Genomic DNA, 19,516 nt, shown 5'->3' with positions numbered 1-19,516 from the left:
TTACAACCTTTTTTAAAAAAATATACTGATTTCAAGATATTATTGTTGCTAAATGATTTTTTTGTAACTATAATTATTACAGAACTGATCAGTATAAAAAAACATTCATATTTCATAATAAATGTGTGTGTAATCTGAAAACGAAAGGGCTGTTTACAATGGCAAAAGTACTTTATATCACTGCTCATCCTCATGATGAAAAGACATCTTACAGTATGGCGACAGGAAAAGCGTTTATCGATTCTTATAAAGAATCAAACCCGAATGATGAGGTTGTACATATCGACCTTTACAAAGAGAACATTCCTCATATCGACGCGGATGTATTCAGCGGCTGGGGAAAACTTCAATCCGGAACAGGTTTTGAAGAGCTTTCTGAAAACGAAAAAGCGAAAGTCGGCCGTCTGAACGAGCTGAGCGATCAATTCGCGTCAGCTGACAAATACGTATTCGTCACACCGCTTTGGAACTTCTCATTCCCGCCTGTTATGAAAGCGTACCTTGATTCTGTGGCTGTAGCCGGAAAATCATTCAAATATACAGAGCAAGGCCCGATCGGTCTGTTGACTGACAAAAAAGCGCTCCACATTCAGGCGCGCGGAGGCTATTACTCTGAAGGGCCGGCGGCTGACATGGAAATGGGCCACCGTTACATCGGCATCATGATGAACTTCTTCGGCGTTCCTTCTTTTGACGGATTAATCGTTGAAGGCCATAATGCTGAACCGAATAAAGCACAGCAAATTAAAGAAGATGCGATTACCCGCGCGAAAGAAGCCGGAAAATCATTCTGATCTTAAAAAAACCTCCCCGCCGTACGGCTGGGGGGTTTTTTATATTAAAGGGCAATCGTCCGTTTTTGTTCGCTGCTTCTCATCGCCGCTTCAATGACACGGATGACATCGATGCCTTCTTTTGCTGTAACGGGAAGCGGTTTTCCGTTTAAGATGCTGTCTGCCAGCAGTTTGTAGTACGTAAGGTAAGAGCCGTTCTCAGAGGGGATTGTTTCTGTATGCCTTTTCTCATCCGCTGCGGTTGTCAGCTCTCCGAAGTTGTCAGGATCATCGGCGCCCCAGCTGTCGTCAACCGGCTTTTTGCCCGCTGAAAGAGCGTCTTCCTGTCCGTCCATTCCGTATTTGATAAAGCTTGCATTCCGTCCGTGAATCTGATAGCGCGGGCCGCTTGCCGCATTCATGGAGCCGGATTGAAGAATGACCTGAAGCTTGCCGTAATGGAGCGCGGCCAGAAAACAATCAACAGTTTCACTATTGTCCCGCTGCTTCATCACATGTGCGGTGACGGATTCCGGCATTCCGAAAAGCAGAAGCGTCTGGTCAATAATATGTGAACCGAGATCATACAGCGTTCCCGTGGCGGGTCCGTTTTTTTCGCGCCATCTTTCTTGTACAACTGGATTGTACAGATCGTAGTTGACTTGATATGTATGAATGTCTTGAAGTGCCCCGTCCCGAATCAGCTTTTGTATTGTTAAAAAGTCATTGTCCCACCGCCGGTTGTGGTACACGCTCAGTAAGACGCCTTTATCTTCAGCCGTTCTTCTCAGTTCCTCCGCTTCTGCTGAAGTCGCCGTCATCGGTTTTTCCACGACGGTGTGTTTTCCCGCAAGGAGGCATTTCATCGCTGATTCATAATGCATTCCGCTCGGTGTCGTGACGATGACGAGATCAATGTCAGGATCACCGGTAATGTCTTCAATCGCGCGCACGGCTTCAGCCCCCGGCAGATCACGTTTGACCTCATCCGTTCTGGACGTCATGACTTTTTTGATCTGATAATCATCAAGGACGTCCAAAAGCGGCGCATGAAAAACTTTACCCGACAAACCATATCCCAATATGCCAACCTGTATCGTTTTCAATGAACTTCCCCCTCATGATATGTGATAACAATATATACCCCGCGGGTGTACTGGTAAAACTTGTGTGTTGAAAATTTTTTACACCGGATTTTCAAGTCTGTATAATGAAGATAACGAAGAAAAAAACCGAGGTGGAAAATGGACAAACATACCGAGCATCAATCGTTAAATCATAAAAGCGCCAAAGAAAAAGACCAGATCCTGAACCGGCTGAAACGGATTGAAGGCCAAGTCAGGGGCATTCAGAATATGGTGGATAACGAACGATACTGCGTGGATATTCTCGTGCAGATTTCAGCCGTACAGGCGGCCATGCAGAAAGTCGCGTTTCATCTGCTGGAAGATCACGCCCATCACTGCGTAGCCGGCGCCATTGAGAGCGGAAACGGGGAGCCGGCGATTGCCGAGCTGCTTGATGTTGTGAAAAAAATCGCAAAATCGTAAAATAAAATGTTTTGAAATACCCTACAGGGGTATGGTAACATGAAGAAGAAAAAACAAGACGTGGAGGGAATCATCATGGAACAAAAAACACTGCAAGTCGAAGGCATGTCCTGTCAGCACTGCGTCAAAGCAGTAGAGACCGGAGTAGGAGAACTGAACGGAGTGACGGCGGTTCAGGTGAAATTGGAAGCCGGACAGGTGGATGTGACGTTTGATGAGAACAAAGTCTCCGTATCAGATATAAAAGACGCGATTGAAGATCAAGGTTATGACGTCGTATAGGATTTATCGCGCTGCGGAAACGGGCGCGGTTTTCTTTTATCAAATTTATACCCCCCTGGGGTTTATGGAGAGAGATGAGGACATTGAGTGAACCGAAAGAAATGACCATTCAAGTGGGGGGCATGACATGCGCCGCCTGCGCTTCAAGAATTGAAAAAGGGCTGAAACGGATGGACGGCGTCAATGACGCTTCCGTCAATCTTGCGCTTGAAACCTCAAATATTTCCTATCAGCCTGACAAAATCGAAGCTGGCGCCATAAAAGAAAAAATTGAAAAACTCGGCTACCATGTTGTGACGGAAAAAGCCGATTTTCAGATTAAAGGCATGACGTGCGCCGCTTGCGCCAACCGGATTGAAAAGCGCCTGAACAAAATAGGGGGAGTTGACAGCGCACCGGTGAATTTCGCCCTGGAAACGGTCACCGTTGAATACAATCCGAAAGAGGTGACACCGAAAGAGCTGAAAGAGACCGTGGCAAAACTCGGCTACAGATTAGACGAGAAGAAAGCGGTTGATGGAGCCGGCGGATTTTCCCAAAAGGAGAAAGAGCAGCGAAAGCAGCTGATCAGGCTGATATTTTCTGCCGTTCTCTCCTTTCCGCTTCTATGGTCGATGGTCAGCCATTTTTCTTTCACTTCTTTTATCTGGATGCCGGATATCCTGATGAATCCGTGGCTGCAATTCGCGCTTGCCACCCCGGTGCAGCTCGTCATCGGCTGGCCTTTTTATATGGGAGCGTACAAGGCGCTGAGAAACAAAAGCGCCAATATGGATGTTCTCGTTGCGCTCGGAACGACGGCCGCTTACGCATACAGCCTGTACATGACGATTGCGTCTCTCGGACGAGACGGACATGTTGAGGGGCTTTATTATGAAACGAGCGCCATTTTGCTGACTTTGATTTTGCTTGGAAAGCTTTTAGAGATGAAAGCGAAAGGCCGCTCATCAGAAGCGATTAAAAAGTTAATGAAGCTTCAGGCGAAGACGGCGGCGGTTGAGCGGGAAGGGAAGGTACAGGTGATTCCGATTGACGAGGTCCGGACGGGGGATATCGTATATGTGAAACCGGGAGAACGCGTCCCTGTCGATGGCGAAGTGATTGAAGGCCATTCCGCGATTGATGAATCGATGATTACGGGAGAGAGCATGCCTGTCGATAAGTCTCCCGGAAGCACTGTCACCGGGGCGACGATCAATGCAAACGGCTTTCTCAAAATCAAAGCGGTGAATGTCGGGAAAGATACCGCGCTTGCACACATTATTAAAATCGTAGAAGAAGCCCAAGGATCAAAAGCGCCCATTCAGCGGCTCGCGGATCACATTTCAGGCATTTTCGTCCCGATTGTGCTGGGGCTGGCCGTGCTGACTTTTCTCATTTGGTATGTATGGGCCGCGCCGGGACAGTTTTCTGAAGCGATCGGCAAATTCATCGCCGTGCTTGTCATTGCCTGTCCGTGCGCACTCGGGCTCGCCACTCCGACGAGCATTATGGCGGGCTCCGGCCGTGCAGCTGAATTTGGCATTCTTTTTAAAGGCGGAGAGCATTTAGAAAAGACCCAGCGTCTGACGACAATCGTACTGGATAAAACAGGAACGGTGACAAACGGCAGACCGGTTCTGACAGATGCCGTACCGGCAGAGGGAATGAACGAAGAGGAACTCCTGCGGCTGGCGGCGGCCGCCGAAACGGGATCAGAGCACCCGCTTGGAGAAGCCATCGTGTCAGGAGCCGAAAAACGGGGGATTGCCATCCCGAAAATCACCCGGTTCCAAGCCCGGATCGGTTCCGGAATCTATGCAGAGGCTGACGGCAGAACGATTCTTGCCGGATCAAGACGGCTGATGGAATCAGAACACATTGAACATGAGGCGCTGCTTCCGCACATGGCTCGCTTGGAGGCGGTAGGGAAAACGGTGATGATTATTGCGGCAGACGGCAAAGCGGCGGGGCTTATCGCAGTCGCCGATACGATCAAGGAAACATCTCCGGCCGCGGTGAAACGTCTGAATGATATGGGGCTTGACGTCATCATGATGACCGGTGACAACAAAAAGACCGCGGAGGCCATTGCAAAAGCCGCGGGCATCGGCAGCGTGATCGCCGAAGTGCTTCCCGAACAAAAGGCGGCGGAAATTTCCCGGCTGCAAAAAGAAGGCCGGCGCGTGGCGATGGTCGGTGACGGCATCAATGATGCTCCGGCGCTGGCTGTGGCCGATATCGGAATGGCCATCGGCACCGGCACCGATATCGCAATGGAAGCGGCGGACATTACGCTGATCCGCGGAGACCTGAACGGCATTGCCGACGCCATCGGCATGAGCAGGCTGACCATGAGAAACATCAAGCAGAATTTAGGCTGGGCATTGGGATACAACAGCATCGGCATTCCGATTGCGGCGTCCGGCTTTCTGGCCCCGTGGGTGGCAGGCGCTGCCATGGCGTTCAGCTCAGTATCGGTCGTGCTTAATGCTTTGCGTTTACAGAAGGTGAAAAAAGACAAAATGGGCTGAGGCCTGTTTTGTCTTTTTTATTGACACTTTATTCAAAGCCTGCATATAATAGAGAAAACATATATGAGTATATGTTCATATATATAAAATCGTTTAGCTGTATTGATGTTATGGGAATCCTATTACGGAAAGTAGGGTGAGTCGAAAATGAAAGCAGCCAAAGGTGAATTTGTATTAGACGGACTTGATTGCAGCAACTGTGCAAAAAAAATAGAAAACGGCGTAAAAGCCATTGACGGCATCGACGGCTGTGCTGTCAATTTTGCGGCAAGCACCATCACGGTCTCAGCCGGCGGCAAAAACGAGCAATGGATGAAAGATGAGGTTGCGAAAAAAGTAAAGTCCATTGATCCTCATGTGACCGTCCGTGCGAAACATGAAGACAAACCCGGCGAGGATGAGTACCGCAAAAAGCTGGAGCTGATGTTAGTGAGATTGGCAGCGGGAGCCGTTTTGGCCGTCATCGCTTACTTCGCGCACACGGGCGCCGTCCTTGAGTTTCTGCTCTTTTTTGCTTCATATTTGATCATCGGCGGCGATATCGTAGCCAGAGCGGGAAAAAACATTGTCCGCGGCCAGGTATTTGATGAGCATTTTCTGATGGCGCTTGCCACGATCGGCGCATTTGTGATTCATCAGTATCCGGAAGGCGTCGCGGTCATGCTGTTCTACCAAATCGGTGAATTGTTTCAGGGAGCGGCCGTCAGCCGATCCAGAAAATCGATCAGCGCGTTATTGGACATCCGTCCTGAGTACGCCAATGTGAAAACGGAAAACGGCATGGCTGCCGTTCCGCCGCAGGACGTCAAAGTCGGACAGGTCATCGTCGTGAATCCCGGAGAACGGATTCCGCTGGACGGAAAGGTGCTGAGCGGTTCTTCGATGGTTGATACATCCGCTTTAACGGGCGAATCTGTGCCGAGAAAAGCGGAGCCGGGGCAAGATGTGATGGCCGGATTTATGAATCAGAACGGCGTGCTTCATATTGAAACCTCTAAAGGATACGAAGACTCTGCCGTGTCAAAAATATTGGATCTGGTCGAAAATGCGGCCGGACGTAAAGCGAAAACGGAAAACTTTATTACGAAGTTTGCCAAGTACTATACACCGGCCGTTGTCATTGTTGCGGTGCTTCTCGCCTTTTTACCGCCGCTTCTCGTGCCTTCAGCCGCACTATCCGACTGGGTGTACCGCGCGCTGATTTTCCTTGTGATTTCTTGTCCGTGCGCACTCGTCGTCTCCATTCCGCTCGGGTTTTTCGGCGGTATCGGAGCTGCGTCTAAAGCAGGGGTGCTCGTGAAAGGCAGCAACTATTTAGAAGCGCTCAATCAGGTGGCATACGCCGTGTTTGATAAAACGGGAACCTTAACGAAAGGCAATTTCGCCGTTACTGATATCAAACCGGCGGCAGGGTTTACAAATGACAGCCTGCTTCATGCGGCCGCGCTCGCAGAAGCCCATTCCAATCATCCGATTGCTTCTTCCATCCGTGAAGCTTACAATCAACCGCTCGCGGCAGACGAGATTGAAGAATATGAAGAAATACCCGGACACGGCATTCGGGTGAAAACCGGCGGATCAACGATTTTGGCCGGAAATCAAAAACTGATGGCAAAAGAACAAATCGCTTCCGGTACAGCTGAAAATAACGGAACCGTCGTCTATGTCGCCGTTGATCAGCAGTATGCGGGGGCGATCGTGATCGCCGACGAAATCAAAGAGGACGCCAAACAGGCCATTGCCAATTTAAAAGCGCTCGGCGTGAAGCGGACAGTGATGCTGACGGGTGATTCAAAGCAGACCGGAGAAGCTGTCGGCCGAGAGCTCGGTATTGATGACGTGTACACAGAGCTTTTGCCGGGTGACAAGGTAGACCGCGTCGAAGAACTTGAAGCGGCGCTTTCACCGAATGAAAAACTGATGTTTGTCGGTGACGGGATTAATGATACGCCTGTGCTTGCCAGAGCTGACATCGGAGCTGCCATGGGGGCTCTCGGCTCTGATGCCGCCGTCGAAGCGGCCGATGTCGTCCTGATGACAGACCAGCCGTCAAAAGCAGCCGAAGCTATCCGGATTGCACGCCGCACACGCCGGATCGTCTGGCAGAACATCGGATTTGCTTTAGGCGTAAAAATCATTTTTCTCCTGCTTGGCGCATTCGGATTCGCCACCATGTGGGAAGCGGTCTTTTCAGATGTAGGCGTCACGCTGATCGCCGTTGCCAACGCGATGCGCGTCATGAGAGTGAAAGCGGAATAATTGTCAAAGATAATTCGTTTTTCAGGGTTTTCTTAAACAAGGTTGTCTTGGTAAAATAGAGAAGCGGGCCATCCGGCATCCGCTTCTTTTTTATTTTAAAAACAATGAGGTGTCTGAGTGAAAAAGAAACAATCGTCTGCGAAATTTGCGGTGATACTGACGTTAATCGTTGTCGTTTTATTTGCGGCCATCGTAATTATTAACAACCAAACGGAAAAAGCGGGCGAAACAGTCGCCGAACAGCCTTCCATTAAAGGACAGCCCGTGCTTGGCAAAGACAGCGCGCCTGTTACGGTAGTTGAATTCGGAGATTACAAATGTCCGTCATGCAAAGTATTTAACAGCGATATCTTTCCGAAAATCAAAAAAGATTTTATCGATAAAGGCGACGTGAAATTTTCATTTGTGAACGTCATGTACCACGGAAGCGGCTCGCGTCTGGCGGCTCTTGCTTCAGAAGAAGTGTGGAAAGAAGACCCGGCATCATTCTGGGCTTTCCATGAGAAGCTGTTTGAAGAGCAGCCGTCAAGCGAACAGGAATGGGTCACGCCTGCATTGCTTGAAAAAACGGTCAAAAGCACCGCGAAAAAGGTTGATCCTGACAAGCTGAAGGAAAACCTTGATAAAGAGACATTTGCAAAAGAGCTGAAAACTGACACTGACCTGAATGATAAATTAAACATTACGGCGACACCGACGATTTATGTAAATGACAAGGTGATTAATGACTTCTCTAAATATGATGAGATTTCAAAAACGATTAAGAAAGAGCTGAAAAATGAAAAATAGAATCGTATTTTTATATGCTTCTTGGGTGATAGCTCTTGCTGCCATGCTCGGCAGCCTATATTTCAGCGAGATCAGAAAATTCATACCGTGCGAGCTGTGCTGGTATCAAAGAATTCTCATGTACCCGCTTGTCCTGATTTTAGGAATCGCCACCTTCCAGGGTGACACGCGCGTGAAAAAATACGTGCTGCCGATGGCCATCATCGGCGCGTTTATATCGATCATGCATTACCTTGAGCAGAAGGTGCCCGGTTTCAGCGGCATCAAGCCGTGTGTCTACGGCGTGCCTTGCTCATCTGAATATATTAACTGGTTCGGTTTCATTACCATTCCTTTCTTGTCATTGACGGCATTTATTCTCATTATGATCTGCATGTGTTTTGTCAAAACGGAACGCACGGCAAAATAAAGAGCCTGCTCCATAGGAGCGGCTCTTTTTCTATTATTTGTACCAAGCTTTGTTTGTCGCAATCTGTCTGTTATGGGAGCTGTCCCAAATATCCACGGAATAGGCATAATCATAATTCATGACGCAGCGGATGCCGCTGCCTTGGGCGTCATGCTGAAGTCCGAAGTTATGGGAAAACTCGTGCTGTGCCGCTTTCGCCGTGTTGGCCGTTCCTTGATCAAGGTTCACGCTGAAAGCCGGGCCGCTCGGTTTGCCGTTATATACATACGCGATACCGCCGGCGTCAAAACTTGATTTTGCGGTAAAACCGACGACAAAATGATAATTTTGATTTCTGAAGCTGCCTTGGAGATTCGATAAAATCTGAGAACTGTTTGAGCCGGAAGAATTCCAAGCCTGCACGGCCTGTACGACGAAATCAATGTTGTGATCACGGTTAAAAGCGACATCCGCCTGCTCCACGATCTGGACGATTCGCGTTTGCCAGTCGCTGTATTTGGCGCGGTATTCAGCGTCCGCCACCGCCAAAACTCTGACCTTCTGAGAGCCCGTGCCGGCTTTAGTTGAGGCTTTATCCTGACTGACATTGGCATTAAATCGTTTCGTGCCGACCTGCTTTCCGTTTTCATCCAGAATTTTTGTGTCAACCGTCTGTTCAACTTGGACCGGGCCCTTCAAATCTTTAAAATGATCGGCTTTCGGAAGCGGGTCCGTATACACCGTTTTCGCCGGCTCCGCATGAGTGTGCGAATGCGTATGGCTTTCGGCTGACGGCAGGCCGGGAATTAATCCGGCGGCCAATAAAACAGGAAAAACAAGTGAACTGATTTTCATCTCATAACCCCCTTTTTGTTAGAGAAAGTATTCAATGAAACTTCCAATAAACCTCCCAAAATAGTATAAAATAGGTAAATATTCTTGCTCCCAGCCGTTATGGGTGGGATTGTCCCGGGTTAGGAATCAGAATCTTTCAAAAATAAGGTTGATTTTAAGAGAAAGCGATTATAAAATCTAATGGTCGTCAGAAAATTTAACAAATAAAAAGGAGCATATGGAATGGCCTGGGAGCTGCTTAGTGTAATCGGCATCATTGCGTTTGCGGTCAGCGGAGCGATTGTTGCGATGGAAGAGGAGTATGATATTTTAGGCGTATATATTTTGGGGATCGTAACGGCGTTCGGCGGTGGAGCCATCCGAAACCTGCTGATCGGTGTTCCGGTCTCCGCCTTGTGGGAGCAAGGCGCGTTTTTTCAAATCGCTCTCGCATCAGTTACGATTGTCTTTTTGTTTCCGAAGCTGCTGTTAAGACATTGGAGTAAATGGGGCAACCTATCCGATGCCATCGGGCTTTCGGCGTTTGCCATCCAAGGCGCTTTATATGCCGTGAAAATGGGCCATCCGCTCAGTGCGGTGATTGCGGCAGCGGTCCTGACCGGCAGCGGGGGCGGCATCATACGGGATTTGCTCGCGGGCAGGAAGCCGCTTGTGCTCAAGGCGGAAATTTACGCGGTCTGGGCCGCGCTCGGAGGGTTAATCGTCGGCTTGGGCTGGTTGGGAAATTCGTTTGGCTTGTACGTTCTGTTTTTCGTGCTTGTTGTTTGCCGCGTTTGTTCCTATATGTTTAAGTGGCAGCTGCCAAACCGTTCTTTTCGTTTAGATAATTAACATCAAAAAAACCGATTTCAAAGCGAAATCGGTTTTTTTGCATATAAATAACCCATATCTTGATTGATATTGGGTGAATGTGCTAAGATGAATTGTATTTGCCTATTTTATTTATATATTAACTATATGTATCCAATTTTATTTTACAGTATTTCGTATGTGTTTGTCAACTATTTTCTGGAGGTGCCGTTCATGAATCAGCAGGATAAGGAATGGAAGGAAGAGCAGTCAAGAATAGATGAAGTGCTGAAGGAGCTCCGCAAAAAAGAGCGGTCTCTGGAAACATCATCGGGCGGATTGAAGCAGGATATTGTCGGCCTGAGAAAAACGTTTTGGGATGATGTCACCGTGAATATGGATGACGCCCATGAAGCGGCGGAGACATTTTCAAGCATTAAACAGCAGGCGGAAATGCTTTCAGAACGTGAACGGACGCATCGGCTTCAATACCGGCAGCTTCAAAAAATCCAAAAGCTGAAAACCTCTCCGTACTTCGGCCGTGTCGATTTTACGGAAAAAGGGGAGTCTTCTTCCGAGCGGATTTATATCGGGCTGACTTCTTTGATGGATGAAAACAACGAGCAATTTCTCATTTATGATTGGCGCGCGCCCATCTCATCTCTTTACTATCAATATTCCCCGGGAAAAGCCCGCTATGAAGTTCCGGAAGAAACAATAGAGGGAGACATCACACTGAAGCGGCAGTTTATCATTAAAAACGGGACGCTTAAAGCGATGTTTAACACGGATATGACGATTGGTGACGAAATGCTGCAAGAGGTGCTGAGCGGCCATTCCGGACAGCATATGAAAAACATCGTGTCAACCATCCAAAAAGAACAGAACGAAATCATCCGGGATGAAAAAAGCAAATATCTCATCGTTCAGGGAGCCGCCGGAAGCGGGAAAACATCCGCGGCGCTTCAGCGGGCCGCTTACTTGCTGTACCGCGGGCGCGGGGTGCTTGATGCCCGTCAGATTGTATTGTTTTCCCCGAACATTTTGTTCAACAGTTATGTGTCCGCCGTATTGCCGGAATTGGGAGAAGAGAATATGGAGCAGGCCACCTTTCAGGAATATATCATCCGCCGGCTCGGACGAAAGTTTGATTGTGAAAGCCCGTACGAGCAGCTTGAATATTGCCTGACTGAACAAAATCAGGACGCACTTTCCGTAAGGCTCGCAGCCATTGCTTACAAAGCGTCATCAGCTTTCCAGGCCATGATTGACCGCTATGCCGGCTCGCTTTCCGGCTCGGGCCTGATGTGTAAACAGATCAGCTTCCGGGGAGAGACCCTGATTTCAAAAGAACGGATTGAAGCCTATTTTTATTCGCTTGATCAGCAGCTGCCGATTCCGAACAGAGCGGAGCTGACGGCGGAATGGCTTCTCGCGGAAATCAGCGCTCTCGAAAAAAAGGAGCGTAAGAAGGAATGGGTCTTGCAGGAGAGCGAGCTGCTTGATAAGGAAGACTATGCCGAGGTTTATCAAACACTCAAGAAGCAGGCGGCAGATGATGAACCTGCATTTGACGACCATCAGCGCGAACAGCGGCTGCTTGGCGCCATTATTGTCGGCAAAGCCTTTAAACCGATTAAGCAGGCCGTCAGACGGCTCGGCTTTCTCGATATAAAACGGATGTATCTCCGGCTGTTTTCAGACTGGGGAGCTGCTGAAAAGCCCGATCATTGGGAGAGCATCGGCGCTTTGACCAGAAACGCATTTGCAGAACGGTCACTTCTGTATGAAGATGCCGCTCCGTATCTGTATTTGCAGGATCTGTTAGAAGGAAAAAGAAAAAACACACAAATGAAGCACGTCTTCATTGATGAAGCGCAGGATTATTCCCCATTTCAGCTCACGTATATTCAAAGCATCTTCCCAGCGGCAAAGATGACGGTGCTCGGTGATGTCAGCCAGTCGATTTATGCCCACACCATTACGGGCCCTTCTTCCCTCGCCGGCTGCTTTCGCAATGGTGCAGAAAAGTATGTCAGCCTGAAACGGACTTACAGATCGACGCGGCAGATTGTTGAATTTACGAAAGCGCTGCTGGCTGACGGCGATGACATTGAGCCTTTTAACCGGAACGGGGAAAAACCGCGTGTTTTGCGGACGGATACAGAAAAAGCGCGGCAGGAACAATTGGCGGATACAATCCGGGAGCTCAGACAAAAAGGCTGGGAGACGGTCGCCGTCATCTGCAAAACAGCCGCGGAAGCCAAAAAAGTATTTCAGGCGGTCAGCGCCGGGAGCGGTGTCCGTTTGATCAATAAAGAAAACCAGCCTTTTCAAAAAGGGGTATGCGTCATTCCCGTTTATTTGGCAAAAGGCATTGAGTTTGACGCCGTCATTGCCGCTGACGCCTCCGCTGCCCAGTACAAAAGCGAACATGACCGTAAGCTGTTATATACGGCCTGTACGCGCGCGATGCATCATCTGACCGTGCTGTCTCCGGGAGAACCCTCTCCTTTTATAAAAGAAGTGCCCGCCGGCTTATTCGTGTAAGCCCTTTGCCAAGTGCAAAGGGCTTTTTATCATTAGTAATCTTAATCATTGTCATCATGATTATATATTTTACTTACATACAAACTTTCGGTAAAGTTTCAATTAGAATATTATTTTGACAATTCCTATAGAAATAACGTACGTTACGTTTAATTCCTTGTGAGGTGGATATCGTTGCAACTTCAGGTCATGAACAGTCCGTTTAATCAGGAGCAGGCAGAGCTCCTTAACCGCCTTCTGCCGACCTTGACAGAATCACAGAAAATCTGGCTGAGCGGTTATTTGGCTGCGGCCCGGTCCGAATCCGGTGAAACAGCCGCACCCGCTGCTCCGGCTCCAGCAGAAAGCCCGGCAGTCTCAAGAGAAGTCACCGTATTATACGGATCGCAAACGGGAAATGCGGAAGGTCTTGCGAAACAGACGGTAAAGACGCTTGAGGAACGGGGATTCCAGGTCACCGTCGCGTCGATGAACGATTTTAAGCCGAATAATCTGAAAAAAGTAAACAATTTACTGATCGTGGTGAGCACGCACGGAGAAGGCGATCCGCCGGATAACGCGCTGGCTTTTCATGAATTTCTTCACGGCAGACGCGCGCCGAAGCTTGAAGCGCTCCGTTACTCCGTTTTGGCGCTCGGAGACAGCTCGTATGAATTTTTCTGCCAGACCGGCAAAGAGTTTGACGAGCGTCTTCAAGAGCTCGGCGGCACCCAGCTTGCGCCGCGGGTTGATTGCGATCTTGATTATGATGAGCCGTTTTCGGAATGGCTTGACGCGGTCATCGGCGGTTTGAACGAAGGAGCGGGAAATCAAACAGCCGAAGCGCCTGCCGAGACGCCGGCTCTCGGTGAATCCGTTTATTCCAGAACGAACCCGTTTCGGGCGGAGGTTCTTGAGAACATCAATCTGAACGGACGCGGTTCGAATAAAGAAACACGCCATCTCGAGCTTTCGCTTGAAGGGTCGGGCCTCGCGTATCAGCCCGGAGACAGCCTCGGCATCTATCCGGAAAATGATCCGGCGCTCGTTGATGAGCTGATCAATGAGCTGAAATGGGACCCAAAACAGGAAGTGGCGGTGAATAAACAAGGAGAGCGCCTCCCTTTGAAAGATGCGCTTACTTCTCATTTTGAAATAACCGTCTTAACAAAACCGTTCCTGCAAAAGGCCGCACAGTTTACGGCTGACCAAAAGCTGAGTGAACTTCTGGCCGAAGGAAACGAAGAGCAGCTGAAAGCATACATCAACGGCCGTGATCTGCTTGATCTCGTCCGGGATTTCGGGCCGTGGGAAGCTTCCGCCGAAGACTTTCTTTCCATCCTGCGTAAAATGCCGGCCCGGCTCTATTCGATCGCAAGCAGTTTAGAAGCGAATCCGGAAGAGGTGCATCTGACAATCGGAGCGGTCAGATATGACGCGCACGGCAGAGAACGAAAAGGCGTCTGCAGCATTCTGTGTGCGGAAAGACTCCAGCCGGGAGATACGCTTCCGATTTACATTCAGCACAACCAAAACTTCAAGCTGCCGGACAATCCGGATACACCGATCATTATGGTCGGGCCGGGGACAGGCATCGCGCCGTTCCGTTCCTTTATGCAGGAGCGTGAAGAAACCGGAGCTGAAGGGAAAACATGGCTGTTTTTCGGGGATCAGCACTTTGTCACTGATTTTCTGTACCAGACGGAATGGCAAAAATGGCTGCAAAACGGTGTTCTCACAAAAATGGACGTCGCTTTTTCCCGGGATTCGGAGGAAAAGGTATATGTGCAGCACCGCATGAAAGAACAAAGCAAAGAGCTGTATGAATGGCTGCAGCAGGGAGCCGCCGTATACATCTGCGGTGATGAACAGCATATGGCACATGACGTGCACCAGGCGCTTCTCGATATCATTCAGGAAGAAGGCGGCATGAGCCGTGAAAAAGCGGAAAGCTTCCTGGCAGACATGCAGCAGAAAAAACGCTATCAGCGTGACGTATATTGATTTTGGTTTGAAAGGAGCTTATTCAGCATGGTGAACAACATTTTAAAAGCGCCGGAAGGCCCTCCAAGTGATGTTGAGGATATTAAAGAAAAAAGCGATTATTTGCGCGGCACATTGAAAGAAGTCATGCTCGACCGGATTTCAGCCGGCATCCCGGACGAAGACAACCGGCTGATGAAGCATCACGGAAGCTACTTGCAGGATGACCGCGATCTCCGTAATGAACGTCAAAAACAAAAGCTTGAACCGGCTTATCAGTTCATGCTGCGCGTTCGGATGCCAGGCGGCGTGTCAACTCCGGAACAATGGCTTGTCATGGATGAACTGGCGCAAAAATACGGAAACAATACATTGAAGCTGACGACGCGTGAAACGTTCCAAATGCACGGAATTTTAAAATGGAACATGAAAAAAACGATTCAGAAAATCAATGCGGCGCTGCTTGATACCATTGCGGCCTGCGGAGATGTCAACCGAAACGTCATGTGCGCTTCAAATCCGCACCAGTCTGAAATTCATGCGGAAGTATACGAATGGTCGAAGAAATTGAGCGATGACCTTCTTCCGCGCACGAGAGCCTATCATGAAATCTGGCTTGATGAGGAACGTGTGGCGGGCACTCCTGACACGGAAACGGAACCGATGTACGGGCCGCTGTACCTGCCGCGGAAATTCAAAATCGGAATCGCCGTGCCTCCGTCCAATGATATCGATGTCTTTTCTCAAGATCTCGGCTTCATTGCCATCGTGGAGGAAGGCAAACTTATCGGATTCAACGTTGCAATCGGCGGCGGTATGGGAATGACGCACGGCGATACGGCCACTTATCCGCAGCTTTCAAAAGTCATCGGCTTCTGCAAACCGGAGCAGCTGTATGATGTAGCGGAAAAAACCATTACGATTCAGCGCGATTACGGAAACCGTTCCGTCAGAAAGAACGCCAGATTCAAGTACACTGTTGACCGTCTCGGGCTGGAAAACGTAAAAGCCGAGCTGGAAAACCGCCTCGGCTGGCAGCTGGATGAAGCGAAACCTTATCATTTTGACCATAACGGCGACCGTTACGGATGGGTGAAGGGTATAAAAGGGAAATGGCACTTTACGATGTTTATCGAAGGCGGCCGCGTCACGGACTATGAGAATTATAAGCTGATGACGGGATTGCGTGAAATCGCCAAAGTCCATACGGGAGATTTCCGTCTCACCTCTAATCAAAACCTGATTATCGGCAATGTCTCGAGCCAGAAAAAGAAACAAATCAGCGCATTAATCGAACAATACGGTCTGACAGACGGCCGGCAGCATTCCGCCCTCCGCCGCAGTTCAATGGCTTGCGTCGCGCTTCCGACATGCGGGCTCGCCATGGCCGAAGCCGAGCGGTATCTGCCGAAATTGATTGATAAGATTGAAGCCATTGTTGACGAAAACGGGCTGCGGGATGAAGAAATCACCATCCGTATGACCGGGTGCCCGAATGGCTGCGCCCGCCATGCGCTTGGCGAAATCGGATTTATCGGAAAGGCGCCCGGAAAATATAATATGTATTTAGGAGCGGCGTTTGACGGCAGCCGTTTGAGCAAAATGTACCGGGAAAATATCGGTGAAGAGGAAATTCTGAGTGAGCTTCGCACCATTCTCCCGCGCTACGCGAAAGAGCGTGAGGAAGGCGAACACTTCGGCGATTTCGTCATCCGCACGGGTATCATTAAAGCGACGACAGACGGCACGAATTTTCACGAATAAGATGAGCACTTAAAACCAAGGATAGAGACACACTGACGGTGCGTTCTCTATCCTTTACTAAGCAGCATAAACGCTGCACCGCGTCATGAAACAGATGACGCAGCTTGCGAAAAAGCCTGTTTTCTCTGAAAACAGGCTTTTTCTTTTTCCGGAAAAAATGTAGCTGAAGGAAAAAAAGTTCGCCGTGAGCACGTTATGAGAAATTTTAAATAAAAACGGGTAAAATAAAAGAAGAATGGTTGCGTGCGGAAAATATATTGAATCTGCCCGATCATCGGCTCCGGCCTTTGGCAAAGGCAGAGAACAGGCAATAATGATATGATGCAGCAGATGAAGGAGGTCATGCTTTGGACATATTTTTAGTCGTACTCGTACTTTTAACCATCATCGCGATCTCAAATATCGTAAATCGGTTTGTCCCCTTTATCCCGGTGCCTCTGATTCAGGTGGCGCTCGGTATCATTGCGGCGTCATTTCCGCAGGGGCTTCATTTTGAACTGAATACCGAATTATTTTTTGTTTTGTTTATCGCTCCGCTGCTTTTTAACGATGGAAAACGGACGCCGCGTGCGGAACTTTGGAATTTGAGAGCGCCGATTTTGCTGCTTGCGCTCGGGCTCGTGTTTGCCACGGTGATTGTCGGCGGTTACACGATTCATTGGATGATTCCGAGCATTCCGCTGGCTGCCGCGTTCGGGCTGGCGGCGATACTGTCACCGACTGACGTTGTCGCAGTCAGCGCGCTGTCAGGGCGAGTGAAGATGCCAAAAGGCATTCTGCGTCTCCTTGAAGGAGAAGGACTGATGAATGACGCATCCGGCCTGGTCGCTTTTAAATTTGCGATTGCGGCTGCCGTGACGGGCGCATTTTCGCTGGCGCAGGCCGCCTTCAGTTTCGTTCTGATTTCAGCCGGCGGTTTACTCAGCGGTGTCGTCATTTCTTTTTTGATTATCCGTTTCCGGCTGTTTTTGCGCCGCCTCGGCATGCAGGATGTCACGATGCATATGCTGATTCAAATTCTGACGCCGTTTGTCATCTATCTCGCGGCTGAAGAAATCGGCGTTTCCGGCATTTTAGCTGTTGTGGCCGGCGGCATCACGCATGCGGTGGAGCAGGACCGTCTTGAATCAACGATGGTCAAACTGCAAATCGTCTCTTCAAGTACGTGGAATATTATTTTGTTCATTCTGAACGGTCTTGTTTTCGTTATTTTAGGTGCGCAAATACCGGATGTGGTTTCTGTCATCTTTAATGATACCGCGTTTAACAATATGATGGTCATCGGGTACATTATTGTCATTACACTGACGTTAATGATTCTCAGGTTTTTGTGGGTGCTGTTTTTTTGGAACGGCAAGTGGTTTTTTAACAAGGATCAGAGCATTTATAAACCCGGCCTGCGCTCGACCCTGCTGATTTCGGTTTCAGGCGTCAGGGGAGCGGTCACGCTCGCGGGTTCCTTTTCCATTCCTTACGTGCTCTCTGACGGCTCACCGTTTCCTGAACGGAATTTGATTCTCTTTTTAGCCGCGGGTGTTATTATGTGCACATTGGTACTGGCGACAATCGTACTGCCGATTTTGACAGATAAGCCGGAAGACAATGTGAAAGAGAAGAAAGTCAAATTGCTGACAGCGAGACGGAAGCTGATAAAGGCTGCCTTAACGGCCATTAAAGAAAATATGAATGAGACAAACAAAACGGCTTCTTTTGCGGTTATTGCCGAATACAATGAGAAAATGAAAAATCTCAGATTTCAGCAGTCCACCGTCAAAAACCGCACGAAAAAAGATGAGCGGAAAGTCCGCGCCCAAGGGATACAGGCTGAACAGGAAGAACTGCTGCGGCTGATTGAGCGGGGCGAAATACCGGAAGAAACGGCAGACAGCCTTCAGGAACGGTTTGATGAACTGGAAGTGCTGTATACGAATCCGTTTAAAGTCGGCTTATCTAAGAAAAAGCTGAAACGCCTGATGTACTGGATCTTTTTCGGTGAACAAAAAAAGCCGGAAATGTCGATTTTAAATGAAGAAGGCCTCATCCGCACCACAAGGGTTAAAACGGCAAAAGCGGCCATTGAAAGCCTGAAAAAACACATGACTGAAGAAAATAAAGATGTGACGCTTGCCGTCATTTCCTTTTACAATCACTTGATTTTCAGGCTGGGGCACTCGTATCACGAACAGAGTCCGACCCGCCGTTTTGAAAATCAAAAACTCGAAATCAAACTGCGGGCCGTGCAGGCCATCCGCAACGAAATCCAAACATTATTCGAAGAGCGGGAAATTTCCCGCGATATGTCACATGAGCTTCGCCAATACATCAATGATGTGGAAGCGGCCATGCTTGACGGAGGTGAATAAAAAAAGTCCGGCATCTGTTCGCCGGACTTTTTTTGATTACGGACGATGGAATTCGACGTGATCGCCGTCGCGGTCAAACCAGCCTCTGAAGGCCCAGTTGATCCAGCCGCCATCACCTTTGTTGGTGAAGCTTCCGTCTTCAAACACCCAAATGCCGTACGTGATGCCGTCATAAACGGCGGAACCGTAAAACTGAACACCGTTAAAATGATCTTCATATTCCTGGCTTAAATTAAACACCATGACGTTATATTTTTGTCCGGAAGCGTAGAATGAAGATTCCATTAAGTTTTTGACGAAGCCGTCACGGTTTTGCGCCGACTTAATCGCGTCAGCAATCGAATTGCCGATACCGAGCAGGTCAACGTCAATGTTTAATCCGACATCTTTTGCTGAGACATCTGATGTTTGCTGCGCCATGTTTTGAGGGACCGGGGTTTCTTTTGCGGATACAAAGGACAGAGGAGTCAGAGACAAAGCGGCACCAAGGGCAACGGACATCGGGATACGCATACGTTTCATATGATTTCCTCCTTCAATTGTGTGGTGGCTACAGTAGCGATTTACCCGGACAGTTACCCAGTTAACCTGAATTTTTGAAAAATAGGAAAATAATAACGTCAGTGGTGCTTGGGCACTAAAGATGGTTTTTGTGATAAAGATGAGCGTATAATTGGTT

Annotated in this window: 15 protein-coding genes; 12 read left to right on the top strand and 3 right to left on the bottom strand. The window is 48.8% G+C overall.

Annotated elements, in window-relative coordinates; genetic code table 11:
- Positions 1-158: 158 nt before the first annotated feature.
- Positions 159-794 (top strand): FMN-dependent NADH-azoreductase, encoded by a 636-nt coding sequence (locus SB847_RS12435; RefSeq protein WP_007410009.1) that lies wholly within the window; start codon positions 159-161, stop codon positions 792-794.
- A 44-nt stretch (positions 795-838) separates the two neighbouring features.
- Here SB847_RS12435 and SB847_RS12430 read toward each other — a convergent pair whose 3' ends face one another.
- On the bottom strand, positions 839-1,879 hold the full coding sequence (locus tag SB847_RS12430) for an oxidoreductase (protein ID WP_410577896.1): 1,041 nt from the start codon (positions 1,877-1,879) through the stop codon (positions 839-841).
- A 138-nt stretch (positions 1,880-2,017) separates the two neighbouring features.
- Here SB847_RS12430 and csoR point away from each other — a divergent pair, with 138 nt between their 5' ends.
- The 6 genes from csoR (at position 2,018) to SB847_RS12400 (ending at position 8,575) form a co-directional block, all read left to right on the top strand.
- Positions 2,018-2,323, top strand: a complete 306-nt coding sequence (csoR, locus tag SB847_RS12425; RefSeq protein ID WP_082998465.1) for a copper-sensing transcriptional repressor CsoR — start codon at positions 2,018-2,020, stop codon at positions 2,321-2,323.
- Positions 2,324-2,398: 75 nt separating this feature from the next.
- Positions 2,399-2,605 (top strand): copper chaperone CopZ, encoded by a 207-nt coding sequence (copZ, locus tag SB847_RS12420; protein WP_015240581.1) that lies wholly within the window; start codon positions 2,399-2,401, stop codon positions 2,603-2,605.
- An 83-nt stretch (positions 2,606-2,688) separates the two neighbouring features.
- Positions 2,689-5,118: a heavy metal translocating P-type ATPase gene (locus SB847_RS12415; RefSeq protein ID WP_410577893.1), complete on the top strand. Its 2,430-nt coding sequence runs from the start codon at positions 2,689-2,691 to the stop codon at positions 5,116-5,118.
- Positions 5,119-5,265: 147 nt separating this feature from the next.
- Complete coding sequence (locus SB847_RS12410) at positions 5,266-7,377, top strand: heavy metal translocating P-type ATPase (protein WP_410563497.1); 2,112 nt, start codon at positions 5,266-5,268, stop codon at positions 7,375-7,377.
- 117 nt (positions 7,378-7,494) lie between these two features.
- Positions 7,495-8,166 (top strand): disulfide bond formation protein BdbD, encoded by a 672-nt coding sequence (gene bdbD / locus SB847_RS12405; protein ID WP_044801822.1) that lies wholly within the window; start codon positions 7,495-7,497, stop codon positions 8,164-8,166.
- Positions 8,156-8,575, top strand: coding sequence for a disulfide oxidoreductase (locus SB847_RS12400; protein ID WP_410563494.1), 420 nt, complete (start codon positions 8,156-8,158; stop codon positions 8,573-8,575). The genes bdbD and SB847_RS12400 overlap by 11 nt, the downstream gene beginning before the upstream one ends.
- A gap of 33 nt (positions 8,576-8,608) precedes the next feature.
- On the opposite strand, the gene SB847_RS12395 is transcribed toward SB847_RS12400, so the two are convergent.
- Positions 8,609-9,409 carry a zinc-dependent metalloprotease gene (locus tag SB847_RS12395; RefSeq protein ID WP_007613764.1) on the bottom strand — a complete coding sequence of 267 codons (801 nt, stop codon included), beginning with the start codon at positions 9,407-9,409 and terminating at the stop codon, positions 8,609-8,611.
- Between the two features lie 222 nt (positions 9,410-9,631).
- Between SB847_RS12395 and SB847_RS12390 the strand changes: the two genes are divergently transcribed.
- The 5 genes from SB847_RS12390 to SB847_RS12370 all read left to right on the top strand — a co-directional run bounded on the left by SB847_RS12390 (position 9,632) and on the right by SB847_RS12370 (position 18,837).
- Entirely contained in the window at positions 9,632-10,240 is a 609-nt protein-coding gene (locus tag SB847_RS12390; RefSeq protein ID WP_032876509.1) for a trimeric intracellular cation channel family protein, read from the top strand.
- 192 nt (positions 10,241-10,432) lie between these two features.
- Positions 10,433-12,748 carry an RNA polymerase recycling motor HelD gene (gene helD / locus SB847_RS12385; protein ID WP_410577891.1) on the top strand — a complete coding sequence of 772 codons (2,316 nt, stop codon included), beginning with the start codon at positions 10,433-10,435 and terminating at the stop codon, positions 12,746-12,748.
- A 174-nt stretch (positions 12,749-12,922) separates the two neighbouring features.
- A complete protein-coding gene (locus tag SB847_RS12380; protein ID WP_410577890.1) occupies positions 12,923-14,731 on the top strand; it encodes an assimilatory sulfite reductase (NADPH) flavoprotein subunit in 1,809 nt (602 codons plus the stop codon).
- A gap of 27 nt (positions 14,732-14,758) precedes the next feature.
- A complete protein-coding gene (gene cysI, locus SB847_RS12375) occupies positions 14,759-16,474 on the top strand; it encodes an assimilatory sulfite reductase (NADPH) hemoprotein subunit (RefSeq protein ID WP_410577888.1) in 1,716 nt (571 codons plus the stop codon).
- A gap of 347 nt (positions 16,475-16,821) precedes the next feature.
- Positions 16,822-18,837 carry a Na+/H+ antiporter gene (locus SB847_RS12370; RefSeq protein WP_082998472.1) on the top strand — a complete coding sequence of 672 codons (2,016 nt, stop codon included), beginning with the start codon at positions 16,822-16,824 and terminating at the stop codon, positions 18,835-18,837.
- A gap of 36 nt (positions 18,838-18,873) precedes the next feature.
- Here the strand turns inward: SB847_RS12370 and SB847_RS12365 are convergent, their stop codons facing one another.
- Positions 18,874-19,359 carry a stress protein gene (locus SB847_RS12365; RefSeq protein WP_410577886.1) on the bottom strand — a complete coding sequence of 162 codons (486 nt, stop codon included), beginning with the start codon at positions 19,357-19,359 and terminating at the stop codon, positions 18,874-18,876.
- Between the last annotated feature and the right edge of the window lie 157 nt (positions 19,360-19,516).

It is taken from the genome of Bacillus sp. SIMBA_026 (assembly GCF_046535335.1).
Classification (GTDB): Bacteria; Bacillota; Bacilli; order Bacillales; family Bacillaceae; genus Bacillus; species Bacillus velezensis.
The sequence above is the reverse complement of the archived record's forward strand: the minus strand, read 5'-3'. Positions and strand labels throughout refer to the sequence as shown.